At 64.0% G+C, this 16,269-nt stretch carries 19 protein-coding genes; 12 read left to right on the forward strand and 7 right to left on the reverse strand.

Annotated features, from left to right (window positions below; translation table 11 throughout):
• Window positions 1–19: 19 nt before the first annotated feature.
• Window positions 20–385: a lysozyme inhibitor LprI family protein gene (locus AC5I5I_RS23325; protein WP_495977107.1), complete on the reverse strand. Its 366-nt coding sequence runs from the start codon at window positions 383–385 to the stop codon at window positions 20–22.
• Window positions 386–465: 80 nt separating this feature from the next.
• Between AC5I5I_RS23325 and AC5I5I_RS23330 the strand changes: the two genes are divergently transcribed.
• From AC5I5I_RS23330 to AC5I5I_RS23340, 3 genes are all read left to right on the forward strand, one after another.
• Window positions 466–1,164 (forward strand): HAD hydrolase-like protein, encoded by a 699-nt coding sequence (locus AC5I5I_RS23330; RefSeq protein ID WP_495977109.1) that lies wholly within the window; start codon window positions 466–468, stop codon window positions 1,162–1,164.
• Between the two features lie 154 nt (window positions 1,165–1,318).
• On the forward strand, window positions 1,319–1,492 hold the full coding sequence (locus AC5I5I_RS23335; RefSeq protein WP_495977110.1) for a hypothetical protein: 174 nt from the start codon (window positions 1,319–1,321) through the stop codon (window positions 1,490–1,492).
• Between the two features lie 3 nt (window positions 1,493–1,495).
• A complete protein-coding gene (locus AC5I5I_RS23340) occupies window positions 1,496–2,374 on the forward strand; it encodes an SDR family NAD(P)-dependent oxidoreductase (protein ID WP_495977112.1) in 879 nt (292 codons plus the stop codon).
• A gap of 23 nt (window positions 2,375–2,397) precedes the next feature.
• On the opposite strand, the gene AC5I5I_RS23345 is transcribed toward AC5I5I_RS23340, so the two are convergent.
• Both AC5I5I_RS23345 and AC5I5I_RS23350 read right to left on the reverse strand, forming a co-directional pair.
• Window positions 2,398–2,976, reverse strand: coding sequence for an NAD(P)H-dependent oxidoreductase (locus tag AC5I5I_RS23345; RefSeq protein ID WP_495977113.1), 579 nt, complete (start codon window positions 2,974–2,976; stop codon window positions 2,398–2,400).
• Window positions 2,977–3,103: 127 nt separating this feature from the next.
• Window positions 3,104–3,631 carry a hypothetical protein gene (locus AC5I5I_RS23350; RefSeq protein WP_495977115.1) on the reverse strand — a complete coding sequence of 176 codons (528 nt, stop codon included), beginning with the start codon at window positions 3,629–3,631 and terminating at the stop codon, window positions 3,104–3,106.
• 210 nt (window positions 3,632–3,841) lie between these two features.
• Between AC5I5I_RS23350 and AC5I5I_RS23355 the strand changes: the two genes are divergently transcribed.
• A complete protein-coding gene (locus AC5I5I_RS23355; RefSeq protein WP_495977117.1) occupies window positions 3,842–4,639 on the forward strand; it encodes a DUF2189 domain-containing protein in 798 nt (265 codons plus the stop codon).
• Between the two features lie 137 nt (window positions 4,640–4,776).
• Window positions 4,777–5,277 (forward strand): hypothetical protein, encoded by a 501-nt coding sequence (locus AC5I5I_RS23360; protein WP_495977119.1) that lies wholly within the window; start codon window positions 4,777–4,779, stop codon window positions 5,275–5,277.
• A 113-nt stretch (window positions 5,278–5,390) separates the two neighbouring features.
• Here the strand turns inward: AC5I5I_RS23360 and AC5I5I_RS23365 are convergent, their stop codons facing one another.
• Complete coding sequence (locus tag AC5I5I_RS23365; protein WP_495977121.1) at window positions 5,391–5,630, reverse strand: hypothetical protein; 240 nt, start codon at window positions 5,628–5,630, stop codon at window positions 5,391–5,393.
• Window positions 5,631–5,731: 101 nt separating this feature from the next.
• Complete coding sequence (locus tag AC5I5I_RS23370) at window positions 5,732–6,808, reverse strand: C45 family peptidase (protein WP_495977123.1); 1,077 nt, start codon at window positions 6,806–6,808, stop codon at window positions 5,732–5,734.
• A gap of 175 nt (window positions 6,809–6,983) precedes the next feature.
• On the opposite strand from AC5I5I_RS23370, the gene AC5I5I_RS23375 reads away from it, so the two are divergent.
• Window positions 6,984–7,382, forward strand: a complete 399-nt coding sequence (locus AC5I5I_RS23375; RefSeq protein WP_495977125.1) for a hypothetical protein — start codon at window positions 6,984–6,986, stop codon at window positions 7,380–7,382.
• Window positions 7,383–7,391: 9 nt separating this feature from the next.
• On the opposite strand, the gene AC5I5I_RS23380 is transcribed toward AC5I5I_RS23375, so the two are convergent.
• Window positions 7,392–8,168: a CPBP family intramembrane glutamic endopeptidase gene (locus tag AC5I5I_RS23380; protein WP_495977127.1), complete on the reverse strand. Its 777-nt coding sequence runs from the start codon at window positions 8,166–8,168 to the stop codon at window positions 7,392–7,394.
• A gap of 164 nt (window positions 8,169–8,332) precedes the next feature.
• Between AC5I5I_RS23380 and ruvX the strand changes: the two genes are divergently transcribed.
• The 5 genes from ruvX to dprA all read left to right on the forward strand — a co-directional run bounded on the left by ruvX (window position 8,333) and on the right by dprA (window position 13,024).
• Entirely contained in the window at window positions 8,333–8,824 is a 492-nt protein-coding gene (gene ruvX, locus AC5I5I_RS23385) for a Holliday junction resolvase RuvX (RefSeq protein ID WP_495977129.1), read from the forward strand.
• 158 nt (window positions 8,825–8,982) lie between these two features.
• A complete protein-coding gene (locus tag AC5I5I_RS23390; protein ID WP_495977131.1) occupies window positions 8,983–9,936 on the forward strand; it encodes an aspartate carbamoyltransferase catalytic subunit in 954 nt (317 codons plus the stop codon).
• A 4-nt stretch (window positions 9,937–9,940) separates the two neighbouring features.
• A complete protein-coding gene (locus AC5I5I_RS23395) occupies window positions 9,941–11,248 on the forward strand; it encodes a dihydroorotase (protein ID WP_495977133.1) in 1,308 nt (435 codons plus the stop codon).
• Between the two features lie 31 nt (window positions 11,249–11,279).
• Window positions 11,280–11,906, forward strand: a complete 627-nt coding sequence (gene plsY / locus AC5I5I_RS23400; RefSeq protein ID WP_495977135.1) for a glycerol-3-phosphate 1-O-acyltransferase PlsY — start codon at window positions 11,280–11,282, stop codon at window positions 11,904–11,906.
• Window positions 11,903–13,024 (forward strand): DNA-processing protein DprA, encoded by a 1,122-nt coding sequence (gene dprA, locus AC5I5I_RS23405; RefSeq protein ID WP_495977137.1) that lies wholly within the window; start codon window positions 11,903–11,905, stop codon window positions 13,022–13,024. Before plsY ends, dprA begins: the two co-directional genes overlap by 4 nt.
• A gap of 1 nt (window position 13,025) precedes the next feature.
• Here dprA and AC5I5I_RS23410 read toward each other — a convergent pair whose 3' ends face one another.
• A complete protein-coding gene (locus AC5I5I_RS23410) occupies window positions 13,026–13,202 on the reverse strand; it encodes a hypothetical protein (protein ID WP_495977139.1) in 177 nt (58 codons plus the stop codon).
• Between the two features lie 216 nt (window positions 13,203–13,418).
• Here AC5I5I_RS23410 and topA point away from each other — a divergent pair, with 216 nt between their 5' ends.
• Entirely contained in the window at window positions 13,419–16,223 is a 2,805-nt protein-coding gene (gene topA / locus AC5I5I_RS23415) for a type I DNA topoisomerase (RefSeq protein ID WP_495977141.1), read from the forward strand.
• The last annotated feature ends 46 nt before the right edge of the window (window positions 16,224–16,269 follow it).

The following is a 16,269-nucleotide window of genomic DNA, read 5'->3' on the forward strand; positions in this document are numbered from 1 at the left end:
CGCCCGCCTGCCGATCCGGTCAGAACGGTCCGCGCGCGCGGACCTGCTCCATCACGCTCTGCAACTGGCCGATCCTCGTTTCATAAATCCGCCGCAGACATGCGACATCCGCCCCGCATTGCTCACGCCGCTTCAGGAAATCGCGCTGCGCATCCTGCATGTCCCCGCGTTGCCCCATGCCGACAAAGGCCGTGCTCCACTGATACAGTGTCGCCATCCGTGCCTCGGACTGGCCCAGACCATAATGACTGCAGATCGCCTTCTCGGCGGGGGACGCGGCATCGGCGCAGTTCAAAGGCGCGTAATCTGCCGCCGTCACAGGTTCGGCCTTCGCAGCGACACATCCGATGACCACAAATGCGAGCAGAATTGAACGAGACGTCATCACATGCCCTCGCAAATCTTCCGCGCTGAATATCGCCTCCTGCCCCGACAAAATCCATGATCCTTTGAGAAGCCAAGCGGATGCAACATCAGGCAGGCCCGTATGCGCTCGTCATCTTCGACCTCGACGGCACGCTGGTCGACAGCTTTCCGTGGTTTCTGCGGGTCGTGAACGATGTCGCGCGCGAGTTCAATTTCAGACCGATCGTACAGGACGAGATCGCGGGGCTCCGGCGCGCCGGCACGCGTGCCATTCTGAACCACCTGGAAGTGCCGTTATGGAAAGTGCCGCGCATCGCGGCGCATATGCGGCGGATGAAGCGCGCGCATCTCGGTGAGCTGCCGCTGTTTCCCGGCATTCCCCAAATGCTGGACACGCTCCGAAGCAACGGCATCAGGATGGCGCTGGTCAGTTCCGACAGCGAGGCCAATGCACGGCTGCAGCTGGGCGAAAACGCCGCCTACTTCTCTGATTTCGCCTGCGGCGCCTCGCTGTTCGGCAAGGCCGCGAAATTCCGGCGGATATTGAAGCGCGCCACGCTTTCACCATCGGCGGCCATTGCCATCGGCGACGAGATGCGGGACATGGATGCCGCTGACGCCGCCTGCATCGCATTTGGCGGCGTGGCCTGGGGCTACGCCGACCCAGACGCGCTGCTTGCGCGCCATCCGCACGCCTGGTTCGACACCGTGACCGACATTCCCCGCGTGCTGACAGCAGGACATACGATAGCGAGGGACGAGACTGCACCTATGACTGCACGGGAAGCAGCGACGTGAACCCAAGTGCATATGTTTGATCCAGAGCAACGCAACTGCAATACTCCGGTGCAAACATCATTACGCCTAAAACTCCGGCATGCCTTGCCGTCGGGATGGACTGGCCGAGTTCCGCGTCTTGACTAGACAGGGCCATGCAATGCTCGGAGAAGCCATGTCCGCCGCCGTCCCCGCCCACACTGCCGAGCGCCGCTTCGAACCGAAGGCCGGCGATCGTCTGGTCGCGCGCGATCCCGCGCGCGCACGCGAATTGGACGTGGTGCAGCACTGTCCTTTCACATCCGCATTCATCGCGACGAATGCCGAATTCAGCGACCCGGTGGCTTGAACCATGCCTGCGCCTGACCGTACCTCTCCCATCCTGATCACCGGCTGCTCCAGCGGCCTCGGCCAGGCAACCGCGATGCTGCTGCGGGAGGCCGGTTATCTCACCGTCGCGACCGCGCGAGACCCCTCAAGCCTCGAACCGCTCGCGGCCATCGGATGCGAAACATTGCGACTCGACGTCGCCGACGAGGCCTCGCGGACCGCCACGATTGCCGATATCGAGCGTCGCCATGGACCGGTGGGTGTGCTCATCAACAATGCCGGCTATGGTCAGTACGGCCCTCTGGAGGAAGTCAGCCCCGAGGATGTTCGCCGCTCGTTCGAAACCAATGTGTTCGGCTTGCTGCGCATGTCGCAACTGGTCATGCCCGGCATGCGCAAAGCCGGGCGCGGCCGCATCATCAATATTTCGTCGCTCGCCGGCCGTGTCACAGCACAGGGCGGCGGGGTCTACCACATGACCAAATACGCGGTGGAAGCACTCGCCGACGCGATGCGCGCGGAGATCAAGCCGTTCGGGGTCGACCTTGTCAGCGTTTTGCCGGGGCCGTTCGCATCGCCCTACCGCGACAAGGTGATCGCCAAGATCCCGGAGACCGGCGCGGATTCTCCGTACGATCTCTACAAGCGCAATGTCGGCGCCTACATGCTGGATTTCCTCGACCCAAAGACCTTCGGCACCATGCCCTTGGACAAGGTTGCCCGGGTGGTGTTCAAGGCGGCAACCGTGGCTCGCCCGCGGACCCGCTACAATGTGGGCTTCTGGGCGAATTTCGGGCCCGTTGGGCGCTACCTTGCGGGCGATCGTGTGGTCGATTGGTGGATGTCCCGTGAGATTCCGCACGACCGTCCGCGAAAGTCCAAATCCAGAACCGAGCGATAGCTGGGCGGCAAAGGTTCGTTCCGCTATTCGGCGCGTTCCCCCATGGTCTCGGTCTGCTTGAGCCAGCGATCGCGCTTTTCGTTGGTCGATTCCGCCATCATGCCCAGCAGCGTCTCGCGCACCGGCTTGATGCCGATGAAATTCAGGATGTTGTATTTCAAGAGCTTCAGTGCGTGCGGCCCATACCAGAAGCGATAGATCGACACCGGCATGCCCATGGTCATGATGATGCGTGCGGATTTCTTCTCGAAGATGCGCCAGTTCATGGCGTTCTCGGTGCCCTGCCGCTTGATCAGATCGGGCTGGAGAATGCGTTCGAAAAACCCCTTGAAAATGGCCGGCATGTCGCCGCACCAGAGCGGAAATATCAGCACCCAGTGATCGCTTGCCGCGAGCGCGTCATAGGCCGCGCGCAGATCGGGTTCGAGCGGTTGTTCCTTGCGATACCCTTCCCTGAGGATCGGCTCGAAATTCAGCTCCGCAAGTTTGAACAGATGCACCCGATGGCCGGCCTTCTCCGCGCCGCGCCGGTAGGCTTCCGCCAGCGCCTCGCAAAAGGTGGTCCGTTGCGGATGACCGACAATGATTGTGACAATTGCCATGACGCATGCCCGCTGCTGAAAAAGCCAACTTGGCGTCTTATGACGAAACACCTCCGACTACGCTTTGCGATGGCGCAACGCCGCTGCCGGCTGCTCGAAATAAGGGCAGCACCCTCGTTGCGCTCTATCAGCTGCCGTCGCGCTGCAGCCACCAGCCTTCGGCGATCGGTCGCTGGAGCAAGACCTTTTTCCGGCCAGCCGCCGCTTTGTCGAGATCCCCGTCAACGATTTCCGCGTGCCGCGACGCCTCGCCCCTGACAAAGCCTTTGCCGAAGCCGTTGGCCGGCAGACCGCTCGAATAGAACAAAAACTGCACCGACCGATGTCCGCGGCTGACGCTGATGATCGCAGCCTCGCGCATCAGATCGCGGTAATCCGCGATACGGGCTGCAGGCACATGCGCGCGCTCGGGGTCGTCGGGATCGCTCCAGGTTAGGCCCAGCCGGTTCAAAGCCGGGTCGCGCCGGAGCATGTCGGTGATTTCATCGAGCGTGGCGCGATGCTTCTCCCAATGCGCGATCATCGCAGTGTCCGACGGCGCTGCCGGACCAGCGCTGGGCACCGACGCGGTCAACGCCAAAGGCAGTACGATCGCTGCGACGCCCACGAGCGCGGCAAGCCCGATCAGTGCGATTGCGACGGTACGAAGCTTCATTCCATTTCCCGGTTTCGGGTCTCGAGTTCCCTAGGGCGACTTTGCGGCACTCGCAGGGCGTCAGGCGCCGGCGATGCACGAAAGCGTGAATTTGCCGGCGCGCATTCTATTCTAGCATGGCGCGACAGGCTGAGACCGACGTGACCGGCTTGTTCACCGCGCCACATCGTTCCCGGCTGGCAAAATACCGCAGAACAGGGAGAGTTGCCCATGGCGCAGTTCCACGTTCTTACGCCTGCCGACGACCGGAAAGCGGACCTGCCCGTCGTTCGCCGCATCGGCTTTTCCGATCTCGGAGACGCTCTGCGTCAAGGTTGGGAAGACTTCAAGCTGTGGCCGACCCACGCCATTTTTCTCTGTATCATCTACCCCCTTGTCGGTCTCGTACTCGCCGGCATGGCACTCGGCTACAGCGTGCTGCCACTGGTATTCCCGCTGATCGCTGGTTTCGCGTTGCTGGGACCGGTGGCTGCATTGATGATGTACGAACTGAGCCGCCGCCGCGAACGGGGCGAGCCACCGTCGTTTGAGGCTGCCGTTGGAGTCACCCGGGCGCCCGGGTTTCCGGCCATCGTCGCCATCGGCCTGCTGCTGATGGGCCTGTTCCTGCTGTGGATCGGGGTCGCGCGCTCGCTGTATCAATCGCTGTTCGGTGTCTACGCGGCGCCCGACGCGATCGGACCGTTCGTCCGTCAGGTCTTCACCACCAAAGCCGGCTGGGAATTGATGATCTATGGAAACGCCATCGGTTTCGTGTTTGCGCTGGTCGCGTTCTGCCTCACGGTGATCTCCTTTCCGCTTCTGCTCGACCGCGACGTCGGCGCCGCTACGGCGCTGTTGACCTCGGTGCGGGCGGTTGTTCTCAATCCGGTCGTGATGGCGGCCTGGGGCTTGATCGTTGCGGGATTGCTGGTTCTCGGCTCGCTGCCGGCTTTCATCGGGTTGGCGGTAGTGATGCCGGTCCTCGGCCATGCGACATGGCACCTGTACCGCAAGCTTGTCGCGTAGCTCCGAACAGTAAGGCGCCGCCGCCCGCTCCATCGCAACGCGTGCCGGATTTGTGGTGCCTTTAGCTTGAATTGGATTCAAGTTGATCGCGCAACTTTCATGCGATCGACAGCTGACCTGTTGCATTGGTGGCAGCCATGGCTGCCAACCACCCATTGCGTCCTCATGTCGGAAAGTATCGCGCTCCGCCGCCGCGCGTTGCCGCGCCTGTCGTCGCGCGCGCAGCCGTTGCCCCGGCCCACCGCCGAAAGACCCGGCACCGCGAGTGGCAGCACGCGTTCATCGCTGCCGTCGCAGTTGCATTGGTCCTTGGCGGATCGATCAGCGTCTACGCGCTCCATGCCAGAATGACCCATGCGGCGGCAAACGCCCGCGCACTCGCGCAGCACACAGCTGCGGTCGAGACCGGCGAAGCGTTGAGCAGCGGCGCGGTCGTGTTCGTCCCGGAATATGGCCACAATTGCCGGCGCCGCTGGCTCGATAACAAGACCGGCGTGCTGCGCGAAGGCGGCGAACTTCACTGCGACGACGCGGTCGGCCTTGAGTCGGCGGGTCCGACACGCGCTCAGAAATTCGAGCGACGCATCGATGCGATCCGCAATGGATTTCAGACCAGGAACGGCGCCGGACCGGACTAACGTCCGGTCACGGCCTCGCCGCGGTTAGCGTTCCGAGCCTGCCAGCGTCAGCGATGTGAGCCACAAGGCCCGCGCGCCGCGGACCTGCCTTCCAAAGGACAATTCACCGGCGATCAGTTGCCGACCGCATCCGTCATGCATTTCTTGACGTGGCTGGTTTTGGCGGCGCCGGCAAGTTTCTTGTCGGCTGCGGATTGGTCGCACAGCGCCTGGGCGTCCTTCTCGCATTTCGTCATGAAGCTGTTCAGCGCCGCGCCGGCGAGTTTCTTGTTCGACGCTTCGACCTTGCAGGCGGCGGCATGAGCGTTGCCGGCAACGAGCGCCAAAGTCGCGGCAAGTATCAGAACTCTCATTGTGTCCTCCCTGAGAGAATCGGCGGCCGACGAATCGGCCGCCATTCGTTACTGTTCATCCCGTCATGTCGCGACGATGGCAGCGAATGACGTCTTCCGGATCAGGCCGCAAGTGAGGGTAACGCCGCCACCTCCCTGATCGCGGTTACCGGCGTTGCGGTCATCTCCTCCCCGATACGTTCGAGTCCCATCACGCGCAGCACGCCGCGCGCCGGGCACATTTCGACGGCAAGGCGCGTAAACCGATTGTTGATCGGCGCCGTCAGCCAGCCGAACGGCTCGCGCATCAGCGAACCGGAAAAGCTCTGCATTGTTTCGCGGCGGCAGCGGCTGTTCTCGCCGGCCTCCTCATAGCGGCAGGTCAGGATCAGGTCGCCGCCGATCCGCGCTTCCCACGGATCGCGGCAGGTATGCCAGTCGTTGGCTGCCACGGTCGCGGTCGATCGGGTTTCGAAATCCGTTTCGGTCCGCTCGATCACGCAGCGCTCGCCCGGAAGCGTTCCCGCCAGCGAATAGATCACCGGGCGCGCGACCGGCGTCCCTTCGAGCATGGCGCGGGCGGTTGCGAAATCGGGGCAGGTTTCGAAGACCTGACGCAGCAGCTGATCCGGCGGGATGTTTCGGACGCGCCATGTCTTGATCGCATTGGCGGCCAGATCGTAGGGCCGCAACCAGGGGTGACGAGTTCGCCGCCACAACGGGGCCTGGTTGATCGCCGCACCGAACCGTCCCGGCGCCAAAGCGGTCAGCGTGCCCACATAGCCCGGCCAGGTGACGCTGTAGAAATCGCCCGCCTCGCCCCATTTGTGAGCGATCTCGGCGTGGCGGCCGAGGCCTGGAAACGGCCAGTCGAGTGTCCGCACGAGCCAGGGTTCTCCGTCCTCGTCCCGGCTCATGGTGGTGCAGCCCCACGAATAGGAGCCGTTCAGGAACCAGACGCCGCTGAAGCCAAGCGTCGCGGCGATGCCTTCGATCTCGCCGACATAGGGTGATTGCGACCGCGACAGCCAGCGCCGCGCCAGCCCGTCGAGCAGCGGCAAGGCCGCCGCGACCGGACGCGGAAAAAACGACAGGCAATCGTCGCGCAAGGCGCGCGCGCGTACCGCGCCCGCCTCGGCCTGGCGCAGCGGACCGCCCTCGCGGACATCGATGATGGGAATCTCGGACAATGTGGTCATGGGCCAATTCTACCAGCGAATCGCGATCGGTTACATCTGGTTCCAACGGCACGGGGCGGCAAACGGATCGAGACGGAGCCGTAAGGGCATTGATGAAGCTAGGTTTTTCGCTCGCATACCATTCGTCAACCCTGATCACCGTAATGTGGTCGGTAGTTCAGGCAGGGTGACACGCATGATCAAGCGCATCATGGCAAGCATCGGCGGGCCGGATCAGCCTCGGTGGATTGAGCGCGACGGTCCGCGCCTCGTGTTGGCCGCCATCATGCTGGTCTTTGTCATTGCCACCAGTCTGTCCGACGGCAAGCTCCTTCCGGATTTTTCTGCTCGGCAGGCGCCGGCAGTTTCGAGCGGCACCTCCGCCGACAGCATCCGCACCGGCTCGATCCTGGTCACGTCCGCGGACGGAAATACCTGCGAGTACCGCGAGATCGATAACGGCACCTGGCGCATCCGATCCGTTGGGCGCGTCGCATGCGATGACGCCGTCAAAAGGCAGGCCGAACGCAATGGCAACTATACGCCGCAGACCCGCCTCGAAGCCATTCGTGACGGCTTCTATTCGAAGCGCTGATGCTCCGCGCTACCCTGCCCGCTCGACCAGAAAGGCGACCTGCACCAGCGCGACCGCATTGACGATCGCGTGCAGGATCACCGTGAGCAGCGTCGAACCGCTCCGCCAGCGCAGCCAGCCGAACGCACAACCAAGCACGAAAATGTGCACGAGATAGAATGCCTCGTACTGGACATGCATCACCGACCAGCCGGCCGAGGTGAGCACGATCGCGCCCCACGGCCCTAGCCGCGATGCCGCATATCCCGGAAACAGAAATCCGCGGAACAGCAATTCTTCCATCAGCGGCGCCGCGACGACCAGAGCGATCGCCAGCAGCACCAGCGTCCCCGAACTGCGCGCCGTCTTGTAGGCGTCGACCACCGCCAGCGGGACCAGATCGCGGCCGGTCAGCCACGAACTGAGATCGCCGAGCGGCAGCAGAACCGCAATCATCAGCATTCCGACGATCAGGTCGGCACGCTTCGGCCGATACAATGCAAGATAATCGACGGCGGCGCAGCCTGCCCTCCGCGCGGCAATCGCGATCACGGCGATCGGTGCCGGCATCGACACGATGGTGGCAACCGCGATCGTCACGGCATGCGATGCCAATGTCTGGAGCCCGGCATCCGCAGCATCCCGGCCGGCGGCAAGAAACGACAGCACAACGAATGCCGACAGCAATTGTGCGGCAAACCAGGCAACGATCGCGATCAATCCATAGGCCGTTGTGGTCCATACCCCCAGCGGCTGGCAGGGCGGACGGGCCTCGGTCCGGCGCGGGCCGGTGGCGCTTTCTGTCATCATGGTCTCAGGTTCGGTGTCCGGCCGCCGGTCCACATGATTCAAGCCCTCATCATTCAAGCCCTCATCCCGGCTCGGTCGAAGGCCGGTTCAGAGTCGTTATTCCTGGTCCGGGCCATAGCACAGCCTGCCGCCGCCTGCCGCTTGCATGCTATGGACGATGGATGCCAGCGATCGTCAGCCCCCTCGCCGAAGCCCGGTCCGTCCTGCCTGTACGCGGTGCGCTGATCGGCCTCGACCTCGGAACCAAGACCATTGGGGTTGCGGCCTCAGACCCGGACCGCGTCCTTGCGGCCGGCGTCGAGACCATCGCGCGAAAGGCGTTCCAAGCCGATGCCGCGCGTGTCCTGAGCCTCGCTGCGGAACGGCGGGCCGTCGGGCTCGTGATCGGCTTGCCGCTCAACATGGATGGAAGCGAAGGCCCGCGCGCACAATCAACCCGCGCCTTTGCGCGCAATCTCGCACGACTGACCGAATTGCCGATCGCATTCTGGGACGAGAGGCTGTCGACCGCCGCAGTCGAGCGCGACCTGCTCGCGGCGGATGTGAGCCGCGCCAAACGCGCCGCGGTGATCGACCAGCATGCGGCGGCGTTCATCCTGCAGGGCGCACTGGACTTTCTGCGCCTCGCGGGAAACAGGACGGAACCCTGGTAGAGCCGGGTTGGCCTGCCCCGCCCCGGCGCGACCGCCGCGCTCATCCGGTGCCTGATCAAGCGAACGTCAAGGGTTCTCCGACAATTCACCATGCGCTGGGGATGGCCTGAAGCGGTGCCTTGCGGCCTGCCCGCGATGAGCCTATAGACCCGGCTTTAATGAACATCGCAGCCACATCGTCATTCGTCCTCAACCGGCGGCATCTGTTGGGGATCGAAGGCCTTTCGCGCGAGGAGATCCTCGGCCTTCTCGATCTGGCCGAGGAATTCGTCGATCTCAACCGTCAGATCGAAAAGAAGCGCACGTCGCTGCGTGGCCGCACCCAGATCAACCTGTTCTTCGAATCCTCGACCCGGACACAGTCCTCCTTCGAGCTCGCCGGCAAGCGGCTCGGCGCCGACGTCATGAACATGGCGGTCAATTCCTCGGCGATGAAAAAGGGCGAGACGTTGATCGATACCGCGATCACGCTGAACGCCATGCATCCCGATATCCTGGTGGTCCGGCATCACGCCTCCGGCGCGGTCGAACTGCTGGCGCAGAAGGTCGACGGCTCGGTGATCAATGCCGGCGATGGCGCGCATGAGCATCCGACGCAAGCGTTGCTCGACGCGCTGACCATTCGCCGCAACAAAGGTTCGATCGAGGGCCTGGTCGTTGCGATCTGCGGCGACATCCTGCATTCGCGCGTCGCACGATCCAACATCTATCTCCTGAACGCGCTTGGCGCCCGCGTGCGCGTTGTTGCACCATCCACGCTGCTGCCCCCAAATGTCGAACGCCTCGGCGTCGAGGTGACGGGCGACATGCGCGAGGGTCTTCAGAACGCCGACATCGTTATGATGCTGCGGCTGCAACGTGAGCGCATGAACGGCTCGTTCGTCCCCTCGACGCAGGAATATTTCGCCTATTTCGGCCTGGATCAGAAGAAGCTCGCATACGCCAAGCCGGACGCACTGGTGATGCATCCAGGCCCGATGAATCGTGGCGTCGAGATCGATTCCGCCGTCGCCGACGGCGCTCAATCGCTGATCCGCGAACAGGTCGAGATGGGCGTCGCCGTTCGCATGGCGGTGCTCGAAGCCCTGTCTCGCAACCTGCCGAACGCTTAAAGACATGCTGTCCGACCGCCGTCCGATCCTGCTCGCCAATGCCCGGATCCTCGATCCGTCGCGCGACCTCGACTTTCCCGGCGATCTGCTGATCGCCGACGGTGTGATCCGCGAAACCAAGCGTGGCATTGGCGCCGCCGGCGTGCCCGAGGGCACCGAAGTCGTCGATTGCAAGGGTCGCATCGTTGCCCCGGGGCTGATCGACATGCGCGCCTTTGTCGGCGAGCCGGGTGCCGAATATCGCGAAACACTGGCGACCGCGAGCCAGGCGGCGGCGGCGGGCGGCGTGACCACCATCATCTGCCAACCCGACACCTCGCCCGCGATCGACGATCCCGCGATCGTCGACTTCATCCTTCGGCGCGCCCGCGATACCGCGATCGTGCATGTGCAGACGATGGCGGCGCTCACCAAGGGCCTGCACGGCAAGGAGATGACCGAGATCGGCCTGCTCAAGGCCGCTGGCGCCGTTGCCTTTACCGATGGCGCCAGGAGCGTGACCAACGCTTTGGTGATGCGCCGCACCCTCACCTATGCGCGCGACTTCGATGCTCTTGTCGTGCATCACACCGAAGACCCCGATCTCGTGGGCGAAGGCGTCATGAATGAGGGTGAGCTTGCGGCCAGACTCGGTCTGCACGGCATCCCGGCCGCCGCCGAAGCGATCATGCTGGAACGCGACATGCGGCTCGTCGCGCTGACCGGCTGCCGCTACCATGCCGCCTCGATCACCTGCCGCGCCTCGCTCGACATCCTGCAGCGCGCGAAGGAGGCTGGCCTCCCCGTCACCGCCTCCGCATCGATCAATCATCTGACCCTGAACGAGATTGATATCGGTCCATACCGCACCTTCTTCAAACTGGCCCCGCCGCTTCGCGCCGAGGACGATCGGGCAGCCCTGGTCGAGGCGGTCGCCTCCGGGCTGATCGATATCGTGATGTCGGACCACAATCCGCAGGACGTCGAGACCAAGCGGCTGCCGTTTGCGGAAGCGGCACCCGGCGCGATCGGCCTCGAGACCATGCTCACCGCCGGCCTTCGGCTGGTGCATGGCGAACACCTTTCGCTGCTGCAATTGCTTGCGGCGATGTCGACGCGGCCGGCGGAATTGCTTGGACTTCCCGGCGGCACGCTGCGCAATGGCTCGCCCGCGGACGTGATCGTGATCGACCCCGACACGTCGTGGATACTCGACCCATCCGATCTCAAGTCGAAGTGCAAGAACACGCCGTTCGACGAAGCGCGGCTCGAAGGCCGCGTGGTGCGTACCATCGTTGCCGGGCGCACGGCCTACGAGTACGCTTCCGCCTGACGCAGATCGCGGGCTGGCGAGGCGCTGGGGCATGATGGACGGGTCTGGTATTCTCGCGATGTGGCCTGTGCTTTTGGGGGCGTTGGCCGTCGGCTATCTGTTCGGGTCGATCCCGTTCGGACTGTTGCTGACACGCTTCTCGGGCGGCCCCGACATTCGCGGCATCGGTTCCGGCAATATCGGCGCGACCAATGTGCTGCGCACCGGACGAAAAGGCCTCGCCGCCGCGACCTTGATCGCCGACATGCTGAAGGGCACCGCAGCGGTTCTGCTGATCCGTCAACTTTTCGGGGCGGAGGCAGCAATCGCCGCCGGACTCGGCGCCTTTCTCGGCCATCTGTTTCCAGTCTGGCTCGGCTTCAAAGGCGGCAAGGGCGTCGCGACCTTCATCGGCGTCCTGCTCGGCTTTTCCTGGATCGCGGTGCTGATTTACGCCGCGATCTGGATCGGCATCGCCGCGCTCACCCGCTATTCCTCGCTGTCGGGCCTTGTCGCCTGCGCGGTCACGCCGGCCATCTTGTGGGCGTTCAACCAACCGTCCGCGGCGGCCTTGTTCTCCGTGTTGGCTGTCCTCGTCTTCATCATGCACCGCGCCAACATCGCGCGCCTGATCGCCGGAACGGAAACGAAAATCGGACAATCCGCGGTGAAACCGTGACCGGCGCCACCGCCGGCGTGAAGCTGAGCGATAGCCAGCGGCTCGACTGGTTGCGTCTGATCCGAAGCGAAAATGTCGGACCGCGGACGTTTCGCGCTCTGGTCAACCACTATGGCGGCGCACGGGCCGCAATCGAGATGCTGCCGGCGCTGGCAAGACGCGGTGGCGCACAAGCGCCCGGCCGCATCTGTTCGGTTGCGGAAGCCGAGCGGGAAATCGAAATTGCGACGCGCAGTGGAGCCGTGTTTGTCGGGCTGGGCGAGCCGGATTATCCGGCAAGGCTGCGGATGATCGACGATGCGCCGCCGCTGATCTCGGTGCGGGGCCAGATCGATGCTCTCAAAGTGCCGATGGTGGCGATCGTCGGATCGCGCAATGCGTCCGCGGCCGGTGCCAAATTCGCAAGCCAGATCGCGCGCGAATTGGGCGAGCACGAGTTCATTACCGTGTCGGGGCTGGCGCGCGGCGTCGACGCGGCGGCTCACCGCGCCAGTCTTGGTACCGGGACGGTCGCTGCGCTCGCAGGCGGTCAGGACTGCATCTATCCGCCCGAGCACGTGCCATTGCTCGAACAGATCCTGGAACGTGGAGCAGCGGTGTCGGAGATGCCGTTCGGATGGGAGCCGCGCGCCCGCGACTTTCCCCGCCGCAACCGGCTGATTGCAGGCTTGTCGCTTGGTGTCGTTGTGATCGAGGCCGCGCGCCGGTCCGGCTCGCTGATCACCGCCCGTCTGGCGCTCGAACAGGGCCGCGAAGTGTTTGCGGTGCCGGGATCGCCCCTCGACCCGCGTTGCGAGGGAACCAACGGTCTTCTGAAACAGGGCGCCACGCTGGTGACCGAGACCAATGACGTGCTCGATGTGCTCGGGCCGATACTCGGGCGGAGCCTGAACCATCCGGCCGAGGAACCGGAACCCGACCCTCAGGGGTCTGCGGCGGAGCCCGCCACCGACGAACGGCGGCGGATCATCGCCCTGCTTGGCCCGACTCCCGTGGAGATCGACGACCTCATCCGCCAGTCCGGCGCGCGCGCCGCAGTCGTCAGGACAGTGCTGCTGGAACTCGAACTGGCCGGCCGGCTGGAACGGCAGACGGGCGGACGGGTGGCCCTGACCTGATTTACGGGGCCGGGCTGTTCTTTGCGTTCTCAGCTTCCAGCTTCGCCATATCGAGCAGATACCCGAGCGTATTGAGACCATGGCCGCGCGCGATCAGGGCAAGGCTTCCCGTCAGATCGGCAATATAGACGGCGGCCGCCGTGCGAGCTTCGGCTGGACTGGGCGCTTTTTCGTTCATCGCAAGACGCCGGCTCCGGCCTCGTATCAATGATTGAATCATCTAAAGATATATATCTTAGGTTGCAACAATCGCGCTGGAAAATGCCTCGATCCCGGTTGCCAGCGCGGGGCCCCTATTTGACTTAAGGGGTCGATTTACCCATGGTCCGGCCCCACCTAAGCGGCAGACTCGCCGCCCAAGGTCTGAGTATTGGGCCTAACCCACTGGAATTGCATGAATATCGTGGTCGTCGAATCCCCGGCCAAGGCCAAGACTATCAATAAATACCTTGGCCCCGGCTACGAGGTGCTGGCTTCTTTCGGTCATATCCGCGACCTGCCGGCAAAGGACGGGTCTGTGGATCCCGATCACAATTTCAAGATGATCTGGGAGGTCGACGAGCGCGCCCAGAAGCGGATCAACGACATCGCCCGCGCCGTCAAAGGCGCCGACAAACTGATTCTGGCGACCGACCCCGACCGCGAGGGCGAGGCGATTTCCTGGCACGTGCTGGAGGTGCTGAAGGAGAAGAAGGCGCTCAAGGATCAGACCATCGAGCGCGTGGTTTTCAACGCCATCACCAAGCAGGCGGTCAGCGAGGCGATGAAGAATCCGCGCCAGCTCGACCATGCTTTGGTCGATGCCTATCTCGCGCGCCGCGCCCTCGATTACCTCGTCGGCTTCACGCTCTCGCCGGTGCTCTGGCGCAAATTGCCGGGCGCGCGCTCGGCCGGCCGCGTTCAATCGGTCGCACTGCGGCTGGTCTGCGATCGCGAACTCGAGATCGAAAAATTCGTCGCACGCGAATACTGGTCGCTGGTCGCGACGCTGGCGACGCCGCGCAACGACAGTTTCGAGGCCCGTCTGGTCGGCGCCGACGGACGTAAGATCACGCGGCTCGATATCGGCACCGGCCAGGAGGCCGAAGACTTCAAGCAGGCGCTGGAGACCGCAAGCTTCACCGTGTCCTCGGTCGAAGCGAAGCCGGCGCGCCGCAACCCGCCTCCCCCGTTCACCACTTCGACCCTGCAGCAGGAGGCCAGCCGCAAGCTCGGCTTTGCCCCGGCTCATACGATGCGCATCGCGCAGCGCCTGTATGAAGGCATCGATATCGGCGGCGAGACCGTCGGCCTCATTACCTATATGCGAACCGACGGCATCGACATGGCGCCGGAAGCGATCACCGGCATTCGTACGATGATCGGCAAGAATTACGGCCGCGACTATGTCCCCGATGCGCCGCGCCGCTATCAGAACAAGTCGAAGAACGCCCAGGAGGCGCATGAAGCGGTCCGGCCGACCGACGCCGCCCGCACGCCGCGTGACGTCGCGCGCAGCCTCGATTCCGAACAGGCCAAGCTTTACGAACTGATCTGGAACCGCGCCGTCGCCAGCCAGATGCAGTCGGCCGAGCTCGAGCGCACCACCGTCGACATCGCCGCCAAGGTGGCCGGCCGCAATCTCGAACTGCGCGCCACCGGTCAGGTGGTCAAGTTCGATGGCTTCCTGACGCTTTATCAGGAAAGCCACGACGACGATTCCGAGGACGAGGATTCCAAGCGCCTGCCTGCGATGTCTCAGGGCGAAACGCTGCGCAAGGAAAGCATCAGCTCGACCCAGCATTTCACCGAGCCGCCGCCGCGCTTCACCGAAGCCTCGCTGGTCAAGCGCATGGAAGAACTCGGCATCGGCCGTCCGTCGACCTATGCCTCGATCCTCGCCGTGCTGAAGGACCGCGGCTATACCCGCATCGACAAGAAGCGGCTCGTGCCGGAAGACAAGGGCCGCCTGGTGGTCGGCTTCCTGGAGAGCTTCTTCCAGAGATATGTCGAATACGATTTCACCGCCTCGCTGGAAGAGCAGCTCGACAAGGTCTCCAACAACGAACTCGAATGGCACCAGCTGCTGCGCGACTTCTGGGGCGATTTCATCGCCACGGTCGGCGAGATCAAGGATCTGCGGATCACCCAGGTGCTCGATGCGCTCAATGAGTTGCTCGGCCCGCATGTCTTTCCCAAGAAGGAAGACGGTGGCGATCCGCGGCTTTGCCCGACCTGCAACGAAGGCCAGTTGTCGCTGAAGGTCGGCCGGTTCGGCGCCTTTGTCGGCTGCTCGCGCTATCCGGAATGCCGCTATACCCGTCAGCTCACGCCCGGTGCCAACGGCGCCGACAGCGCGACCCGCGTGCTCGGCCAGGATCCGGAAACCGGCCTCGACGTCACCGTGCGCGGTGGCCGATTCGGTCCCTATGTGCAGCTCGGCGAAGGCAATCCGGAAATCAAGGAAAAGCCCAAGCGCTCCGGCCTGCCGAAAGGCATGGCGCCGGACGATGTGGATCTCACGATCGCTCTCGGTCTGCTGTCGCTGCCGCGCGATGTCGGCAAGGACCCCGAAACCGGCGAGATGATCATCGCCGGCATCGGCCGCTTTGGCTCCTATGTGAAGCTCGGCAAGACCTACGCCAATCTCGAACAGGGCGATGAGGTCCTGAATATCGGCCTCAATCGCGCCGTCACGCTGATCGCCGAGAAGAAGGCCAATCCCGGCAAGGGCCGGCGTTTCGGCGCCGATCCCGGCCGCTCGCTCGGCGACCATCCCGACAAGGGCGGTCCGATCGTGGTCAAGAATGGCCGCTACGGCGCCTATGTCTCCCATGACGGCGTCAATGCCACGCTGCCCGGGGAAAAGACGCCGGACTCCATCACCCTGGAAGAAGCGATTTCGTTGCTCGATGCGCGCATCGCCGCCGGCGGCGGCAAGAAGCGCAAGCCCGCGAGCAAGGCGGCTCCGAAATCAGCGGCAAAGGACGGCGCGTCCGCCAAGCCCGCTAAACCGAAAGCCAAGTCGGCGGCCAAGAAAGTCAAACCGGTGAAGGCGGACGACGCCGAGAGCAAGCCTTCGAAGGCCTCGACCGCCCGAAAGGCACCCTCTAAATCGGCGGCATCGAAGTCGCGCGGCAAGACGGCGGCTTCGAGCGCGGCGGAAAAGGCCCCCGGCGACGCCGCCCCCACGGGACGAAAACGCAAGGTTGCGCATTAGCCCTCACGGGCCCTCTCGAGACCCCCTTGCCGGATCGGCCGGCAAG

This window comes from Pseudorhodoplanes sp. (assembly GCF_059499825.1).

Excerpts from the sequence above, each read along its gene's own strand:
- AC5I5I_RS23325 (WP_495977107.1), bottom strand. The coding sequence starts at position 385 with ATGACGTCTCGTTCAATTCTGCTCGCATTTGTGGTCATCGGATGTGTC.
- AC5I5I_RS23330 (WP_495977109.1), top strand. The coding sequence starts at position 466 with ATGCAACATCAGGCAGGCCCGTATGCGCTCGTCATCTTCGACCTCGAC.
- AC5I5I_RS23335 (WP_495977110.1), top strand. The coding sequence starts at position 1,319 with ATGTCCGCCGCCGTCCCCGCCCACACTGCCGAGCGCCGCTTCGAACCG.
- AC5I5I_RS23340 (WP_495977112.1), top strand. The coding sequence starts at position 1,496 with ATGCCTGCGCCTGACCGTACCTCTCCCATCCTGATCACCGGCTGCTCC.
- AC5I5I_RS23345 (WP_495977113.1), bottom strand. The coding sequence starts at position 2,976 with ATGGCAATTGTCACAATCATTGTCGGTCATCCGCAACGGACCACCTTT.
- AC5I5I_RS23350 (WP_495977115.1), bottom strand. The coding sequence starts at position 3,631 with ATGAAGCTTCGTACCGTCGCAATCGCACTGATCGGGCTTGCCGCGCTC.
- AC5I5I_RS23355 (WP_495977117.1), top strand. The coding sequence starts at position 3,842 with ATGGCGCAGTTCCACGTTCTTACGCCTGCCGACGACCGGAAAGCGGAC.
- AC5I5I_RS23360 (WP_495977119.1), top strand. The coding sequence starts at position 4,777 with ATGGCTGCCAACCACCCATTGCGTCCTCATGTCGGAAAGTATCGCGCT.
- AC5I5I_RS23365 (WP_495977121.1), bottom strand. The coding sequence starts at position 5,630 with ATGAGAGTTCTGATACTTGCCGCGACTTTGGCGCTCGTTGCCGGCAAC.
- AC5I5I_RS23370 (WP_495977123.1), bottom strand. The coding sequence starts at position 6,808 with ATGACCACATTGTCCGAGATTCCCATCATCGATGTCCGCGAGGGCGGT.
- AC5I5I_RS23375 (WP_495977125.1), top strand. The coding sequence starts at position 6,984 with ATGATCAAGCGCATCATGGCAAGCATCGGCGGGCCGGATCAGCCTCGG.
- AC5I5I_RS23380 (WP_495977127.1), bottom strand. The coding sequence starts at position 8,168 with ATGACAGAAAGCGCCACCGGCCCGCGCCGGACCGAGGCCCGTCCGCCC.
- ruvX (WP_495977129.1), top strand. The coding sequence starts at position 8,333 with ATGCCAGCGATCGTCAGCCCCCTCGCCGAAGCCCGGTCCGTCCTGCCT.
- AC5I5I_RS23390 (WP_495977131.1), top strand. The coding sequence starts at position 8,983 with ATGAACATCGCAGCCACATCGTCATTCGTCCTCAACCGGCGGCATCTG.
- AC5I5I_RS23395 (WP_495977133.1), top strand. The coding sequence starts at position 9,941 with ATGCTGTCCGACCGCCGTCCGATCCTGCTCGCCAATGCCCGGATCCTC.
- plsY (WP_495977135.1), top strand. The coding sequence starts at position 11,280 with ATGATGGACGGGTCTGGTATTCTCGCGATGTGGCCTGTGCTTTTGGGG.
- AC5I5I_RS23410 (WP_495977139.1), bottom strand. The coding sequence starts at position 13,202 with ATGAACGAAAAAGCGCCCAGTCCAGCCGAAGCTCGCACGGCGGCCGCC.
- topA (WP_495977141.1), top strand. The coding sequence starts at position 13,419 with ATGAATATCGTGGTCGTCGAATCCCCGGCCAAGGCCAAGACTATCAAT.